The 16286-nt window shown below is 54.8% G+C and carries 15 protein-coding genes and 1 rRNA gene; 8 read left to right on the top strand and 8 right to left on the bottom strand.

Annotation, left to right across the window (positions count from 1 at the left end; genetic code table 11):
- From JHC09_RS16535 to JHC09_RS16550, 4 genes are all read right to left on the bottom strand, one after another.
- A partial coding sequence (locus JHC09_RS16535) for a transposase (RefSeq protein WP_199532882.1) occupies nucleotides 1-208 on the bottom strand: 208 nt, incomplete at its 3' end.
- A gap of 186 nt (nucleotides 209-394) precedes the next feature.
- Nucleotides 395-829 (bottom strand): Arm DNA-binding domain-containing protein, encoded by a 435-nt coding sequence (locus JHC09_RS16540; protein ID WP_199532883.1) that lies wholly within the window; start codon nucleotides 827-829, stop codon nucleotides 395-397.
- 235 nt (nucleotides 830-1064) lie between these two features.
- On the bottom strand, nucleotides 1065-1814 hold the full coding sequence (locus JHC09_RS16545; RefSeq protein WP_199532884.1) for a hypothetical protein: 750 nt from the start codon (nucleotides 1812-1814) through the stop codon (nucleotides 1065-1067).
- Nucleotides 1815-1935: 121 nt separating this feature from the next.
- On the bottom strand, nucleotides 1936-4143 hold the full coding sequence (locus tag JHC09_RS16550) for an EAL domain-containing protein (RefSeq protein WP_349236569.1): 2208 nt from the start codon (nucleotides 4141-4143) through the stop codon (nucleotides 1936-1938).
- A 252-nt stretch (nucleotides 4144-4395) separates the two neighbouring features.
- Between JHC09_RS16550 and JHC09_RS16555 the strand changes: the two genes are divergently transcribed.
- A complete protein-coding gene (locus JHC09_RS16555) occupies nucleotides 4396-4683 on the top strand; it encodes a 4a-hydroxytetrahydrobiopterin dehydratase (protein WP_182394543.1) in 288 nt (95 codons plus the stop codon).
- On the opposite strand, the gene JHC09_RS16560 is transcribed toward JHC09_RS16555, so the two are convergent.
- The 3 genes from JHC09_RS16560 to JHC09_RS16570 are packed head-to-tail and all read right to left on the bottom strand — an operon-like array spanning nucleotide 4684 to nucleotide 10509.
- Nucleotides 4684-8139, bottom strand: coding sequence for an error-prone DNA polymerase (locus JHC09_RS16560; protein WP_199532886.1), 3456 nt, complete (start codon nucleotides 8137-8139; stop codon nucleotides 4684-4686). It abuts the gene before it with no gap.
- Nucleotides 8136-9776 carry a DNA polymerase Y family protein gene (locus JHC09_RS16565; protein ID WP_199532887.1) on the bottom strand — a complete coding sequence of 547 codons (1641 nt, stop codon included), beginning with the start codon at nucleotides 9774-9776 and terminating at the stop codon, nucleotides 8136-8138. The genes JHC09_RS16560 and JHC09_RS16565 overlap by 4 nt, the downstream gene beginning before the upstream one ends.
- Nucleotides 9697-10509 (bottom strand): hypothetical protein, encoded by an 813-nt coding sequence (locus JHC09_RS16570; protein WP_169194498.1) that lies wholly within the window; start codon nucleotides 10507-10509, stop codon nucleotides 9697-9699. Before JHC09_RS16570 ends, JHC09_RS16565 begins: the two co-directional genes overlap by 80 nt.
- A gap of 199 nt (nucleotides 10510-10708) precedes the next feature.
- Between JHC09_RS16570 and JHC09_RS16575 the strand changes: the two genes are divergently transcribed.
- From JHC09_RS16575 to JHC09_RS16590, 4 genes are all read left to right on the top strand, one after another.
- A complete protein-coding gene (locus JHC09_RS16575; protein ID WP_169194499.1) occupies nucleotides 10709-11155 on the top strand; it encodes a TerB family tellurite resistance protein in 447 nt (148 codons plus the stop codon).
- A gap of 82 nt (nucleotides 11156-11237) precedes the next feature.
- Nucleotides 11238-11687, top strand: a complete 450-nt coding sequence (locus tag JHC09_RS16580; protein ID WP_182394540.1) for a universal stress protein — start codon at nucleotides 11238-11240, stop codon at nucleotides 11685-11687.
- A 99-nt stretch (nucleotides 11688-11786) separates the two neighbouring features.
- Nucleotides 11787-12314: an inorganic diphosphatase gene (gene ppa, locus JHC09_RS16585; RefSeq protein ID WP_169194524.1), complete on the top strand. Its 528-nt coding sequence runs from the start codon at nucleotides 11787-11789 to the stop codon at nucleotides 12312-12314.
- A gap of 128 nt (nucleotides 12315-12442) precedes the next feature.
- On the top strand, nucleotides 12443-13747 hold the full coding sequence (locus JHC09_RS16590) for a serine hydrolase (protein WP_199532888.1): 1305 nt from the start codon (nucleotides 12443-12445) through the stop codon (nucleotides 13745-13747).
- On the opposite strand, the gene JHC09_RS16595 is transcribed toward JHC09_RS16590, so the two are convergent.
- Nucleotides 13744-14262: a cytochrome b/b6 domain-containing protein gene (locus tag JHC09_RS16595; RefSeq protein ID WP_199532889.1), complete on the bottom strand. Its 519-nt coding sequence runs from the start codon at nucleotides 14260-14262 to the stop codon at nucleotides 13744-13746. The genes JHC09_RS16590 and JHC09_RS16595 overlap by 4 nt on opposite strands.
- 80 nt (nucleotides 14263-14342) lie before the next feature.
- On the opposite strand from JHC09_RS16595, the gene JHC09_RS16600 reads away from it, so the two are divergent.
- The 3 genes from JHC09_RS16600 to JHC09_RS16610 form a co-directional block, all read left to right on the top strand.
- On the top strand, nucleotides 14343-14774 hold the full coding sequence (locus JHC09_RS16600; RefSeq protein ID WP_199532890.1) for a MarR family transcriptional regulator: 432 nt from the start codon (nucleotides 14343-14345) through the stop codon (nucleotides 14772-14774).
- 8 nt (nucleotides 14775-14782) lie between these two features.
- Entirely contained in the window at nucleotides 14783-15676 is an 894-nt protein-coding gene (locus JHC09_RS16605; RefSeq protein ID WP_199532891.1) for a DUF3445 domain-containing protein, read from the top strand.
- Nucleotides 15677-16224: 548 nt separating this feature from the next.
- Nucleotides 16225-16286, top strand: a 16S ribosomal RNA gene (locus tag JHC09_RS16610); the annotation flags it as partial.

Here is a 16286-nt window from a genome sequence, read left to right on the forward strand (position 1 = left end):
GCTTCTCGATCTCGAGCTGCTCGGGCTTCATCTGCCCATGGCCGGGGAACGCCTGCTGCGGATCGGCAGACTGCTCGCGCACCCATTTGCGCAACACGTTCACATGCAGGTCTAGATCACGGGCAGCATGTGCAACTGCAACACCCCGATCCCTGACCAGCATGACAGCCTCGAGCTTGAACTCCCGGCTGAACTTGCGTCTCTCCATAAAAACTCTCCAGTTCCAAAAACACCTTAACTCGGTGTCCTCAAAACCGGCAGCAGCTCAGTGGTTGGATTGGTTCCGCTGGGTATAAGGCGCTGAGCCTTTGATGCACCCCAATTGAACATTGCGCGGACTACACGAAGCAACTTGTTCGCTGCGGCTTTGTTGCTCCTCATATTTTTATGGAGCTTAGCGAGTTCCGTGTGATCGATTGAGGCCGCTTTGCGTGGTCCAAACGTTGGCAAAAAAGTGGTTGTTTAACGTCGATTGATACCCGCTGTGGGTAGAGGCTGACCGCTTTTCCTCGATGTGTTCTAGGAACTCTTTCGCCAGCTCATTGCAAGCAATGGTTTCTCGCTTGTTTGTTTTCTCGCCCTGTGGATCACCACCGGTCTTCCCGATAGAGCGGTACTGTTCTGCTGTTTTTCTCGCTTGATCGGGCGTGAAATCTGTCCCGCTCCCTAGGGTCAACCGTTTCTTAGAAACTCTTCGACCGCCCTCGCCGGGGCGGTATTCGAAAATCCATGATTTGGCGCCATTCGGCGTAACTCGCAGGCCGAAGCCAGGGACTGCGGTGTCGAAGATAATGTAGCGTGCAGCTCGCGGCTCGGCGGCGTCGACCACTCGCTTTGGTAGTCTCACCCCAGACATGCGCTGACTATTCCAAAATTTATGGGTCGCCACCGGAATTCGAACACCCATGAACAAGCTGATACAGACGCTAACAATAATCTATACGCCAGGCAATACGTTGAGTACGTCGGAATATCGTGGCGAACCGCAGTAAACAACGAACCTCATCATTCGTAATGATGGGGTCACGTGTTCGAGTCACGTAAGCGGCACCACTTTTCTTCCCTTACACAGCCTCGGCAATCTGCTTTAGCCGCCGCGCCTGCTTGGCCGACGGCGAAATGCTCACACGCGTGTCTCGCCCTTCAGCAAATAAGGCTCCGCGCTCTTCTGGTGTCGAATCAAAGAAGGGGAAACGTTCGAACAGGGTCTTCGCCATGGTCGGTACGTGGCAGGCGTAAAGGCACACTGGAAACGTGAGCTCTCCCCAAAAACCCTCTCCTGCCAACTGCTTAGAGTGAAAAACTCGTCGATAAAACGCTGAGTGTTCAGAACGCACGGAAGAGATGCAATAGGTGGCGCCAAAATGCATCGATGCCATCACAGCGGTTCTGAGGGTGAGATAGGGCAGCGCTGGAAACGCCAACGTCGCATCATGGTCGGCCGTGAAGCGGCTCGGATCGACGTAGATTTGCCCCTTGCCGACGATATCACCCAAAATATCGGGCCAAATAGCGGCACTGGGGGATGTCGGGTTCTGGAGGGAGGCTATGTGTAGCCGAATGGAACTCACAAGCTTTTGGTCGATATAGACCCCGAAACAAAAGCAGTTGTCGGCCTCATCATACTGATCGCGCGTGATCTGCTGCGAGTTGATCGGGATAAAATTTTCTCGGCGATAGGCTTCATACCGCAGGCGATAGACAGGATCGAATTGGTCGTCCGGCGAGACGCGTCGCACCTCTACACGATCTAAAAGGTCCAATAGCGTCGCCGCAAAACGAGATGGAACTTGTGGTTCGGAAGCTGCACTCATCTTTAATCCCTAGCAATGAGAGGGTTTTAACCTTTCATTAGCTATAAGACTATGCAGATTTGCCTAGGTGTTCGGCCTAAGCAGTTGTCGCTCAGTGAAAAAGCAGCGTTAATATATTGGGTTAACGGGCGTTAACCATGGCATCAAATTGCTGGGTCTTGCGTGGTTTACCCGCGCAGTTCACGCGTGTGATCAGTTCTGCAATATCGCGTGGCGGAAGGGGGCGGGAGAAGAAATATCCCTGAACCTGCTGGACGCTTGTAATAGCAGTTAGCGTATTGAGTTGTGCCTCCGTTTCAACGCCCTCGGCAACAACCGTGAGGTTAAGGTCTCTCCCAAGGCGCGCGACATTGGCCAACAGCAGGCGAGCGCGATCGTTGTCTGCGATATCGCTAATAAAAGCGCGGTCGATTTTGAGCTTGGTGAAAGGCAGGGTGTGCAGATAGCTCAGGGAAGAATAGCCGGTCCCGAAGTCATCTAGCCCGATGGCAATCCCCATCGCGGCGAGTTCGTTCAACACCGTCTTGGCTAAATCACGCTCTTCGATCACGGCCGTTTCGGTCACCTCAATTTCAAGGCGATGCGCTGGCAGATTGTGTGTGCGCAGCGCGCAGGTGATCACCTTGGCAAGGTCAGTGCCACGGAAATCGCGGGCCGATACGTTTACGGCAACACTGATTTCGGCTGGCCAAGACGCGCATTCCCTGGCCGCCTGGTCCATGACCCATTCGGTAAGTTCTGAGATTAGCCCGGATTCTTCTGCCAGTGGGATGAAAACAGAGGGCGCAATGTTACCGAGCTGCGGATGCTCCCAGCGCGCAAGAGCTTCGCAGGACACAATCTTCCGGCTGGTAATGTCCACCTGTGGCTGGAACGCTAGGGACAACGTGCCTGTCTCGATCGCTGTCTTCAGGTCTGCTTTGAGGCGCTGACGATAGTGATAATCTCGGTCCATTTGGACATGGAAGACCCTGCTACACCCACGACCTGCGGCCTTGGCTGCATAGAGGGCGAGATCCGCTTTGGTCATCAGTTCCGTCAGTTCATCGGCGCTGTTTTCGCTGGTGGCAATGCCGATGCTCATTTGCACGGTTAAATGTAGCCCTGAGACCACAAAGGGATGCCGGAATTCTGCAAGCGTTGCAGCGACAGCGTTTGTAATATCCTCAAGATTGCTGTCGTGAGGCGACAGAGCCACGAACTCATCACCACCCAAGCGCCCCAGAATAGTGCCCGAAGGCAGGCTGGTACTGAGACGCTGCGCCACAGAACGCAGCAGATCGTCGCCTATGATGTGACCGTAGCTGTCATTGATGTGTTTAAATTCATCAATATCAAAGATCAGCATCGCTGATGGGCGCAGCCCTGTCGACCGCAGCGCCAGCTCCGCTACCGCCAGTTCACTGAAGTGCTGGCGATTGGGCAGATTCGTGAGGCTGTCCTGGCGGGCCATGACGGAGATGCGTTCTTCGGCTGCAACACGATCGCTAATGTCTTCGAACAACAAGACGCAACGATCCTGCTTGTTGCTGATGGTGATCTCGTAATACCGGCCAGATTTGGCTGACAGTAGGACCTTTCCTGAAATTCTGCGGTTCACCATCTCGTTGAGCCGGTCAATCGCAGTGCGCGGAACCTGCCCGGCGCGCGACATATCAGCAAGTATGGCGGTGAATGGTCGGTTGGCGACGTAGTTGACCCCTAAGGTTTTGAGCGTCGCAGCGACATGGGCGTTCATCACCGTCAGCGTACCGTTCTCGTCCAGCATGCACAGGCCATGCTCGAGCGTGGTGATGGCGATGTCGAGTTCCGCTGCAAGCCGAGTCGCTTCCATGCGACCGTGAACAGCGGAGAGTAAAATGTTTCGGATGTCTGACGCGAGTTTTCGAAAGCTGAACAGCATGACGAGCAACAGGCAGGACAAAACCACGTAGAAAGTTTCTCCGTGCAGCGCGAGGCCCAGCGACATCGGTATGATGACCATAACCATCTGAACCGATACCAAACGGTCCAGTCCGAAGTTACGTGCGCAAATACCCACCATTGCAGCGATGGAAATGGAAACACTCGAAAGAGCCGCGAGGGTGTCGTCTACGAAAACCAAAGAGACAAGACACCAAAGGCCATAAACGAGGCCTAAGGAGCCCCCGAGCCAGACGGCACGGTTTTCCCAATGTTCGGCGGCTACGGGATCTGTGCCGTCTATCTGCGCTGACCAAAACGCCCGCGTATCAAAATAGCGCGCAATTCCGATGACCAAAAAGGCTACCGCAACTAAGCACAAGGCGGGAGAACTAGTCTTGTAAGCGCCGATGCCGGACATCAGCACACTAGCCAACGTTCCCCCTAAAGTCGCTTTCTGGTCTGTATAAACAGACCTAAGTACGGACACGTAGTCCATGACCGGCATGGTTTTGCGCGCAGAGTTCAACACGGATAGCACCCCTGAATATTGCGAGTGAACGCCCCGGCCCCTTAATATCTCCTTGCTGTTGTTAGGAATTTCGAATTAGGTGCGCTCAAATGCTGACTAGTGTAAATTGCTGGTTAAATTCTGACCTCTCGCCCAGGTGGGGACGACTTGAGTAAACTGACTGCTGAACAGATACAGACCCTTATCGGCGAGTTGCCGAATTGGTCGTGGAATGAAGACCTTAGCGCGATTACATGCTCGGTTCAGTTCCGTAATTTTTCTGAGGCCTTTGCCTTTATGGCGCGCGTTGCCTTGCTTGCCGAAAAGGCCGGGCACCACCCCGATTGGTCCAACAGTTATGGGCGTGTCGATATTGCGTTGACGACGCATGATGTCGGTGGGGTGAGCCAGAAGGATTTTGACTTGGCGGCTCGTATCGAAGCCTTGCTCCGATAATCAATGGAAATTGCGGCCTGTTGGCAGCGCTGCCCAAGCGCGCTTACGGGCCTGCTCGATTTCGCGCTGCGCGTTGCGGTCTCGGCTATGGCTGCCGGGTGGACCAGATTTCCCTTCGTCGGCGCGCGCCACGACAGCGTCGCCCATGTCGAGGCCATTGGAAATATCGAGCAGGTGCGGGGTCAAATCCACTAACTGCTCGGCGATAATGTGAATGACCAAGCCTTCGCGCTGAACCTGCCCGCGCACAGCAAGCATGCGACTTGAGAGTAGTGTTTTACGATTTGTGTCGTCGGCAAAAAGTTTTGGCCAAACGACGATATTGGCTGTGCCTGTTTCGTCTTCGAGTGTGACGAAGATGACCCCGCCCGCAGTGCCTGGGCGTTGCCGAACGAGCACGAGACCTGCCACTTCAATACGGTGGCCCGGTGTAACTGTTTCCAAATTGGCAGCGCGTGTTGTGCCGCGTGTAATCAGCATGGGGCGCACAAACTGAACCGGGTGTCCTTTGAGCGAAAGGGATAGCGTGGCGTAATCGTGGATAACCTCTTCTCCGGGCGCCATAAGGGGTAGGTTGGGGGCTTCTTCCAAGAACGGCAAAGAGGGTTGTGGGGCAGAGGCGAAAAGCGGCAGGGTTTCAGCGCCATGTGTGCCGACGAGGCCCTTTACCGCCCAAAGTGCCTCACGACGGTTAAGCCCCATGGAGGCAAACGCATCGGCTTTGGCGAGTTTTTCTAGGCTGGTGACCGAAACGCCTGTGCGCAGCCAAAGGTCTTTTACCGAAGCATAGCCCGAACCGCGTCGGGCGATGATGCAGTTGACGTCTTTTTCGGGTAGGCCGTCGACAAAGCGCAAACCAAGGCGAATAGCTTTGGTCGAAAATATATCGCCTGCCATATTGGCATGTTTGGGCCAAAGGCGGGTGGCTGCTGGCGCAGTGCCATCTTCCATGACGCATTCCAGCTCAGACAGATTGATGTCTGCGTCTAAAATCTCAACGCCATGCTCGCGCGCATCGCGTACGATTTGACTGGGCGCGTAAAAGCCCATGGGTTGGGAATTGAGCAAGGCGCAGGCAAAGATGTCCGGGTAGTGGCATTTGAACCAGCACGAGGCGTAGACCAGTAGGGCAAAGCTGGCGGCGTGGCTTTCAGGAAAACCATATTCGGCAAAGCCTTGAATTTGCGCGAAGCAGTTTTTGGCAAATTCGAGCGGATAGCCATTGGCGGCCATGCCCGCGAGAAACTCATCACCAAATTGTGCGATCTTTCCGGTTCGGCGCCATGCGGCCATGGCGCGGCGTAAAGAGTCCGCTTTGCCAGGTGAGAAGCCGGCGCCGACAATGGCAATCTGCATAGCCTGTTCTTGAAAAAGCGGAATGCCCAGCGTGCGCTCTAGAACGGCTTTGAGCGCATCATTGTAATAGACGGGCTCTTCAAGCTTTTGTCGGCGACGCAAATAGGGATGGACCATGTCCCCTTGAATGGGGCCGGGGCGAACGATGGCGACCTCTATGACGAGGTCATAAAATTCTTTTGGCTTGAGGCGCGGCAACATCGACATTTGCGCGCGGCTTTCGATTTGAAAGACGCCAAGCGTATCGGCGCGCTGGATCATGTCGTAGACGCGGGCCTTATCCAGCGGTCCGTCGCCGGTTTCCTCGGCATGAATATCAACCAGGGTGAGCTGCTTGTCATAATGGACATGCAAAAGCTCAAATGCCCGCCTGAGGCAGGAGAGCATGCCGAGGGCCAGAATATCGACCTTCAAAATGCCGAGCGCGGCGATATCGTCTTTGTTCCATTCGATGATGACGCGGCTATCCATGGCGGTTTTGCCGATGGGCACCATGGTTTCCAGACTATCGCGGGTAATGACAAAACCACCGACGTGTTGAGAGAGGTGCCGCGGGAAACCTCGAAGCACTTTCACCACTTCGAACATTTGCGACAGCACGGGGTCGTCTGGGTTGAGGCCAATGGCCTTTACTTTTTGCAATTCCACTGCTGAGCCAAATCCCCAATGGAGCTGGTTGAAGGCATTGACCGTATCTTCGGAGACGCCAAAGACTTTTGCGGTTTCGCGGATGGCGCTTTTGGAGCGGTAAGTAATGACATTGGCGGTTAGACCTGTGCGGCGGCCACCATATTTTTCATAGACATATTGCATGACCTCTTCGCGCCGTGCGTGCTCGAAATCGACGTCGATATCGGGCGGTTCATCGCGTTCGGTGGAGATGAAGCGACCAAAGACGAGGTTGCCGGTAACTGGGTTGACCTCGGTGATGTGGAGGCAAAAACACACGGCAGAGTTGGCTGCTGAGCCGCGCCCCTGACAAAGGATTTTTCGCTCGTAGCGGGCGAAGCGCACGATGTCATGGACGGTGAGAAAATAGGCGGCGTAATGCTTATAGGCGATGAGGCAGAGCTCATTCCAAATCATCGCTTTGACGGTATTGGGAATACCTTCCGGGAAGCGCCGTGCTGCACCCTCCCATGTGAGGCGCTCTAGCGTTTGTTGAGCAGTTTCACCATTGCCGATGGTCTCTTCGGGATAGTTGTATTTGAGCTGATCAAGGGTGAAGCCAATCCGCCCCATAATGGCTTGGGTCTGGGCTATGGCGTCAGGGTGTTCGGCAAAAAGGCGTTCCATCTCAAAAGGGAGTTTGAGATGGCGTTCTGCATTTTTGGTCAGCAGCCACCCGGCGTCATGCAGGCTTGTGTGCTCACGAATGCAGGTGACAACATCGGCGACAATGCGTCGATCTGGCTCGTGATAATAAACATCATTGCTCGCGAGCATTCTGGCCCCATGGCGACGCGCGGAGATGTCGACGCGGTTGAGGCGCGCACGGTCATGACCGTCAAAGCGGGGCACGCCAGCGACCCAAACGTTTTGTGCCCCGCCAAATTGCGTCAGCGCAGCAAGGGTTTGCTCGGTGCGTCTCCAATCGCGCTCATCGGGCATGAGAATAAAGAGTTGACCCTCTACAAAGCTTTCTTGCGGGCCGTGTTCTTTGGGTGAGGCTGGGTCTCCATTGCCGAAGAGATCGGAGAGAAGAAGTGAAGGGGATCCCTTTTCGCCGCGCTGATTGGCAAGGGTGAGGAGTTTACAGAGGCGTCCATAGGCCGGTCGATCCGTGGGGTAAGCAATAATATCAGGCGTGCCATCGTCAAAGCATAGGCGAACGCCGACGAGATAACGGAAGCTCTTGAACCTTTCGGCATGATGTTTGGCGGTGGTGAAGGCGCGCACAACCCCAGCAAAACTATTACGGTCGCAAAGCCCCATGCCATTCAGACCCAATTGCATGGCGGCGGACACAAGCTCCTCGGGGTGAGACGCGCCCCGTAGAAATGAAAAATTGCTGGTGGTGATGAGCTCAGCAAAGGGCGCAGTTTTGGGTCGTGCGCTAGGCGAGCGCTCTCGCGTGGGAAGACGGATAATGTCGGTCATGCAAAGAGCCCATGGAGGTACCAAGTGGGATGGGTGTGCCCGCCATAAAAGCCCTGGCGGAACACCCAAAAACGGCGTCCAACTTCGTCTTCGACACTGTAGTAATCACGCGTTGCATCGTCTGGCACGAAGAGAGGCAAGGGTGATGAATAAGGCAGGGTCAGTTGCGCCTCTTCCTCTGCTTGTTCTGTGGGGTGTGTCTCTGGGGCAAGCTGCAAGCGTTCTGGCGCCCGCCACCATTCAGCGCCCAGACGCTCGGGGCCGGCTCCTTTAACGAGGCGATAGTGCAGGCGACGCCAAACCATCAAGGCGGGCAGGCCATCAGGAACTTCGGCGCTAATGTCGATCCGTTCGGGCGAGGGCAGGAGACGCAATGGACGCGTCATCTCTGGCCAATTATCTGGCCTGTCGAATGTTTGGCACGCTTGCACAGGCACAAGACGCGCGGCGCGCTCGGGCATGTGTGAAGGCAAAAGCTGGGTGCGGACGACAGAAAGCACGCCCAGCCGGCTGGCGAGCCGATCATTAAGCTGGTCGAGATCTTGCGTGCCATCTTCTAGGCTGAAGGCGGAGGCCTGCGTTTCACCCAAGTGGTCCAAAGAACTGGCCGAAAGGCGCACCATATCAATGCCAAAGCCCGGGTCGTATTCGGCAGAGAATCGCTCGGCGCGGTGAACGAACAGTTGGCTGATGTGATGAGGGTCGCGGGTTACGCGCGCTGAGTTCACCGAAAGCGTCATGACCTTATGATCGACGCGATAAAGAAAAAGGTGAAAGCTTTGCGCGCCTTGTCCTTGCTTCTCCAATTGCTGTGAGAGGGTGATCGCGAGGTCTTTGGTGGTGGCCAAAACATCGTCGATGAGAGCTATGGGCTCGGCAAAGCGGCGTTCGGCAAATTGTTCGGTTTGCGGGAGGCGCGGGTTCATCCGCTCAAGCACATGCCCATAGGCCTGATCGAGGCGCAAAATCAGGCTTTGGCCGAACCGGGCTTGCAAGGGCTTGCGCGGACGGGTGCGCAGTTCACCAATGGTTTTAAGGCCCATTTGGGCAAGTGTGGCGAGTTGCTTTTGATCCAGGCGCAATGCGGCGACAGGCAGGGTATCGAGAACCTTGTCGAGAGTGTCAGGGGAGACGATTTGGCTGCGCGCATAATGGCTCACCCCCCAAGCGGCCCCAATGGTTGGGGCTATCGATCCAGCCACGGTGTAGCCAAGAGCGCGAAGGCGTGTAAGCAGTGTTCGCAACATATTCGGCTCGCCACCGAAGAGGTGATCGACGCCGGTTGTGTCCAGAACGAGATCGCCGAACTTAGACGGGTCCTGCATAACGGCGACAAGCGGACTAGCATTGGAATGCCAGTCGGCAAAATCGGCGAAGCCAGCCTCAAACCAATCGCGATCCATCTCCCGCACGATGAGAGTAGGAACCAGAGCCCGGGCATCGGCCAAGGTTTGGCCTTGGCGAATACCCAGTTGTGCCGCTTCCCTATCTAGCGCTGCAATCCGAAGGCCTCCCTGTACGCGTTCATAAAGCGCCAAAGGGCCGGTGAGGTTGGGTTCAGCTCGCTTGAGATAATCGGTTGCCCAGCTTGGTAGGTAGAGGACGAGGAAGCGGCGTATTCGTGCGGATCCGATCATTGGGGCCGCGTCGCGGTGTAAAACTGGTGAATCCATTTTCCGTCCATCCCAGCACCCATTCTGCGTGCTGCTTGATGAGGGAGCCTCGCTCGAGCTTGACCGTCCAACGTGCAGGGCCAGGAGCGTGATCGTCAAAAGGTTTGCGGCCACTGGTGATAGGTGCCAACTGCCAGCGCAATTGCGCCGCGCTTGCTTCGCGCGTCTTGCCGTAACGCAAGAGAAAAAGGCTGGCCCCTGATTGGGCCGAGCGCAGGCTCAAGCGGCGGCTTGCGGTAAAATCGAGATGCTTTGAGGGTTTTGCGACATCAGCGATGACAGCGGCAATAGCCTTGCAGTTAAGTGCTTCTTCACAGGCCCAGAGCAGCTCGGTGATATTGGCTACGCGCACCAAGACAATGGCTGCGGGGTCTATGCCGAAGCTGATCAGGCCCGGGCCATAAGGCATGCCCATGTCTTGCGCTTGGTTGATGAGCTGAACATAGAGAATGCCCATGCGTCGACCCGCTAAAAGACCACGTGTTTGTGCTAAGGCAAAGCCAAGGCTGACGCTGGAATGGCGCGTGTCATCGGTAAAAACTTCCTGTACTAAGCCTCCGGCAAAGCGCGGAAATCTCGTGCTTACTGTGTCGGCGTCAACGCGATGGCGCGCCTCCGCCAAGGCGGGTTTGCGCTCAATATCGGCAATGACGTCACGCAGCGCGGCAAGGCGCTGGTGTCGATTTGGGGCCTGCATAGGTCACCGCTGATGTGAACATAACGAGAACAAAATGACTCTAAATCCACGAAGAGTCGAGTCCATTTTCTTGCTCTGCAGTGTGACGCAGCTGCATCAATAGGGAGCTAGAGCGCAACAAAGGCCTTGGAAGGCTTTGTGTTTGTGCCCCTTACGGCTAAGTTTTCCTCAGCCCCGTCTTTCTTCTTACGAGTAATATATGTTTGAGGCCCTGACCCGACTGTTCTCCAAGCCCCAGTCGCAAACCGATCTTCTTGATCCACAAGTTGCTGTCGCGGCTCTGCTTGTGCATTTAGCTGCCGTTGATGGTGCCGTGAAGGATGATGAGAAAAAAGCGATCCGTGAGGTGCTTGGCGACTATTACAGCCTCAACGAGGCCAGCGTAGAAAAGTTGGTTCAGGAAGCGTCTCGCCGCGATGCGGAGTCGGTGGATTTTTACAAGTTTACCAGTGGCATCACCCATCTGCCGATGGATGACCGTATCGAGATTATTCGTATGATGTGGACCGTAGTGTTCGCTGACAGCAAAAATCATGAGCTGGAGGACAATTTGGTCTGGCGTATCGCCGAATTGATCGGTGTCTCCAGCCGTGATCGTACAATTTTGCGCAATCAGGTTCGGCAATTGTCCTCATCTGACGAGTGAAATTATCAAAGACTGATCCAGATCAAAGCGGCCCGGGTGTTTTTGCGTCAAGATATCGGCATGCACATACGGAGGCAGTGACATGTTTAAATCGATTCTGATCGCGACGGATGGATCCGAGCTTGCCAACAAGGCTTTGTCGGCTGCATTGGAGCTCGCCAAGCTTAACGGCGCCAGCGTAATTGCGCTGACCTCTACCGATCCAATTGTGTCAGCATTGGGTGGCGGTAGTTTCGGTGCGATTGATGCAGGGTCGATCTTGTCGGAACTTGAGGAGAGCTATGCCAAGCATGCGAAAACCATTTTGGCTCAAGCTCGCGACATTGCGCAGGCCCAAGGGGTAAATATCGAAACGCGCTATCTGGCAGAGCACCGTCCGGCTGACGCAATCCTTGAAGCCGCTGAGAAAATCGGCTGTGACACCATTGTTATGGGTTCGCATGGTCGGCGTGGTTTTCAGCGTATGCTCCTAGGCAGTCAGGCGGCAGAGGTGCTTGCACGATCGACCATCCCCGTACTCGTCATTAAATAGGGAACGGTCTGCGTCCGTTTGCGTCTTGCCTTTTGGTCGGTTTTGCGGGCAGAAGCTGCCCAATATTCCGTCATCAAATTGAACGGCAAGGTTACGACCATGAATATCGACGCGATCCCGACCGGCAAGAACCCGCCCGAAGAGCTCAATGTCATCATTGAAGTTCCTCTTGGGGGCGAGCCGATCAAGTATGAGATCGACAAGGACAGCGGTGCTCTCTTTGTTGATCGTTTCCTTTATACGCCAATGCGTTATCCGGGGAACTACGGCTTCGTCCCACACACTTTGTGCGGCGACGGCGATCCGCTGGACGTGATCGTAATGAATTCTCGTCCGCTTGTACCGGGCGCAGTGGTGCGCTCGCGCCCGGTTGGCGTGCTGTTTATGGAAGACGACGGCGGCCAGGATGAGAAAATCATTGCTGTGCCGGTGTCCAAGTTGACCCGCATGTATGACAATATCTTGGATATTGGTGACATGCCGGAAATCCAGCTCGAGCGCGTCAAGCACTTCTTCACCCACTACAAGGATCTTGAACCAGGCAAGTGGGCCAAGATCAATGGCATTGGTGGTATTGAGGACGCCCGCAAGGTGATCCTAGATTCGATCGCGATGGCGAAGAAATAACCAACCAAATTGCAGCTCCGGCGTTGTGGGTTAAAGCCGACAACGCCGGAGCTGTTTTTATGAGAATTTTCGCCGTTCTGGCTGCTACCATATTTATGCTCTCATCTGTGATGGGACAGGAGGCAGCTATGCCGTCGGATGGCGATGTCGCGCAGATCCTTGGCGATCGTATCGGTCGCGATCAGGCCAATGTCGGCATAGCCGTTGCGATCGTGGAAGATGGTGAGACGCGTTTTGTTTCTCATGGTACCATCTCGCTGGATGATCCCACTCCGGTCGACCAAAAGACCTTGTTTGAGGCGGGGTCAATTTCCAAAACCTTTAACAGTCTCTTGCTGGCGCAGCTCGCGCTCAATGGTGTGATGGATGTTGATGCGCCCATAAGCACCTACCTGCCGGAGGGCACTCAACTGCCGGAGAGTGAGCAGCCTATCACTGCGTTTACTCTCGCCACGCATACAGCCGGGCTTACCGGCCTGCCGCAAAGCATCACAGACAAGGGCCTCGATGATCCTTACCGGGATACATCGCGTGAGGATTTGTTTGCATGGTTAGCTGACCTCACGCTGGCGCGCCCTGTAGGTGAGGCTTTTGAGTATTCTAATGCAGGCGCTGCCTTGCTCGGTATTGCGATGGAAGAAGCCAGCGGGGTGTCTTACAGCGAGCTGATGCGAACGCTCATTTTTGAACCGCTCGAAATGTCGTCTAGCCGTATACAGCTCACAGGGGAAACCATCGAAGGCATGGCGACAGGCTATGACTCTGCGCGGGAGCCTGCCGCCAATTGGAAATTTGATGCTTTCTCACCTGCGGGGGCTCTCGTGACAAATGCGGAAGATCTGGCAAAATTTATCTCTGCGGCCAGCGGCAATAGCGACTCATCTTTAAAACCGGCTTTTGAAAAAATGCTGGAGCGACCCGGAGAGATCAGCCAAGGACAATCCATCGCCATGGGCTGGTTCATCACTGATTTAGGGCAGGGCGACATCATCTGGCATAATGGTGGTACCGGCGGATTCCGCAGCTTTGTTGGATATGACAAGCTCAGTGGAAACGGCGTCGTCGTTTTATCCAATATGGCAACATTAGCCGGGATCGACGACATCGGGATGCATTTGCTCAATCCATCCTTGCCTTTACGCGAACAGCCAAAGTTGCGTACGGAAATCGAGATCGATCCGTCTGTGTTGCCTATGTATGTAGGGACCTATCAGCTCACCCCCGATGTTTCCTTCACCATCACCCAAAGCGCAGGACGACTTTACGCCCAACTCACCGGGCAGGATCAGTTCGAAGTGTTCCCTGAAGCAGAGCACGAATTTTTTTATAAGGTCGTCGACGCCCAATTGAGTTTTGAGATTGTCGATGGAGCGGCGGTTGCCCTGACGCTCCATCAAAATGGCGTTGATCAGAGGGCTGAAAAGAAAACCTAATGAGGCCGCATTCGCGCCAGCAGATTATCCTTGATGACGAGCTGGTGCCAAAGCGCGGCACCGATATGGCCAATGACCAGCAACAACAATATCTTGCTGAAGATCGTATGGGCTCCAAACGGCGGTAAGGTCGAAAAGCGAGGAAGTGCGCCGCCTGAAAACACAGCTGATCCCGCGCCACTCAAAAGTAGCATGGCGACGCCACTACCCACCATGACCACGATCGCGCCATAGAGCAGCAAGTGTACCGCTTTAGCCGCTCGTTCTTGCCCTGCAGTCATGCCGACGTGTGGAGCTGGATGTTTGTCAAAAAATATCCACCAAGCGGCACGGGCGAGAGTTAGAACACCAAGTAATAAGCCCAAGCTGACGTGAAACGGTAGGATCGACGAGACCTGTGATTGTGGTGCCCAGTCTAAAGCTTGGCCGCTAGCCAGCATTAAAATGACTATCAATGCTGAGATCCAGTGGAGCAACGCAGTTGTGCGGCCATAACGGTTAGAAGAACTCTTCATCGGCGTCACATTCTCGGTTTTGACGTTAGTGACTAAGTGAATATAGTTAGCCTACTATATATATTGCGATCCCCGTGTAAATGGCACTGCTCAAGACCACCGCCGTTGGCTATACGACCAATCACGCTGCCCGTTTGCTGATCCGCTTATTGGAGCGGGAGCTTGCGCCGCTGGGCCTGAGTCCGGCCTATATGCCGGTTCTTCTGGCGCTGCAGCACCGCGCGCACTCGCAGAAAGCACTCGCTGAAGCGGCGCAGGTCGAGCAGCCCACGATGACCGCAACGCTGACCAGAATGGAACGTGATGGCTGGATTGATCGCCACAAAAATCCGGAAGATGGTCGGAGCGTCTTGGCCTCACTCACGCCTAAGGCACTTGCAGCACTACCTAAAGTGGAGGCCGCTGTCGCTCGCCTCAATGCAATTGCCTTATCAGACCTAGATGAAAAAGAGACGCATCAGCTCTTTGCGCTCTTAAACAAGGTGATATCGTCGCTCGATCGGTCTCTGTGATGTGTGACATGACGATCTCGACGCCCTACGACGGTTCATCCAAGCTTTTTCAAATAGGCACCAAACCAATCAGCCCCGATCATTGGTTGGAGCCTGACATCTGTCTAGCTGCGCAGCTCAGGGAAAAAGATAGGCTGCTTACGGAGTACCGCCCGACTGTCTACGCCGAACAAGTCGAAAGTTATGAAGCACAGCAGGAACTCCTTTCGCTTATAACCCAATATCTGCCTGAAGCGCATCCGGGCGACTACCAGCGTCACGTCGATGGCTTAGCCATATCGGCGATCAACGAGGTCCGTCCGATAACTGGGAAGGACAGTCCGCTGTTGACCGCCGCGCGCCTCGTGCAGGACGATCTGTTGATCCTGCAGCGCGACACCGAAGCTTGGCGCCTCACGGCAGCCTGCCTCTGTTTCCCATCATCCTGGCTGTTGGCGGAGAAGATCGGCAAACCCCTTGCGGATATCCATGCCCCCGTTCCGGGATTTGGCCCCGGCACGCGCGCAGCTCAAATTATGGCTCGCATGTTCGATGCCGCGCGACCGGAAACACCAATGATCCGCTGGAACTATTCCCTTTATGGCGACGATCGACTTTTTCATCCGGAAAGCACTGGACCTACAGAACCGAGGTTCGGGGCAGCAGTACGGGCAGACCCGATCTTTATGCGCGTTGAACGGCAGACATTGCGAAAGCTTCCTAAGACTGGGGCGCTGGCCTTTACCATTCGTGTATCTGTCGACCCGATCGAGAAGTTAAGTGGTCATCCGAGGCAAGGGGAGATCGCCCACGCGCTTATCGACCAGATCAATGCGCTCAGTGAGGAGCAACTGGATTACAAGGGACTCACGCGTGAGAAGCCCCGTGTCATCGAACGTCTCATTGAGCTTGTTACGGCATAAGTGCTTCCATACATGCGTGAGCGCTAAAAGCCTGAAATATTGTGATTTCTGCGTCACCCCTTGAAAACTAGCCGTCTCGCAACATTTGTTCACAGCGGGAAGAGAAACCCGGCCAGTTTTGTCGTGATTTTGTCATGAGGGGGTTGCCAGCAAAACGGCCTGCCCCTATAACCCGGTCATCGCTGCAGAGCACAGCGCCTTCCGGCACTAAGTTCTAGCGGCACAGAAATCTGAAAGATCAGGCAGTTTGGCCGGTAACGGCGCAAAAAGTTTTGTCTCTAAGAACTCCGGAAGCTTTGCTTCCAAAATGACGTGTCCGGTTTGTAGCCGATGGGTCAGCTCTTTGACATTGTGAAGACAAGAAGAAAGAGAAACGTGGACGGCGAGGTTCTTGCGAACGGAAGCTGGGGTTTACTCCAGTGGAAGTTATACAAGACTTCGATGGGTGCACGTTTCTAGAGGTACACTCTTTTAGCGCTTTAATAGCGCAATTTGATGTGTGTCCTCGTCAAAACGCAAACGTGCATCTAGCGACAATAGTCATGATTAAACTTGAGAGTTTGATCCTGGCTCAGAACGAACGCTGGCGGCAGGCTTAACACATGCAAGT

The sequence above is a fragment of the Devosia sp. MC532 genome (genome assembly GCF_016461625.1).
In the GTDB taxonomy this organism is placed as follows: domain Bacteria; phylum Pseudomonadota; class Alphaproteobacteria; order Rhizobiales; family Devosiaceae; genus Devosia.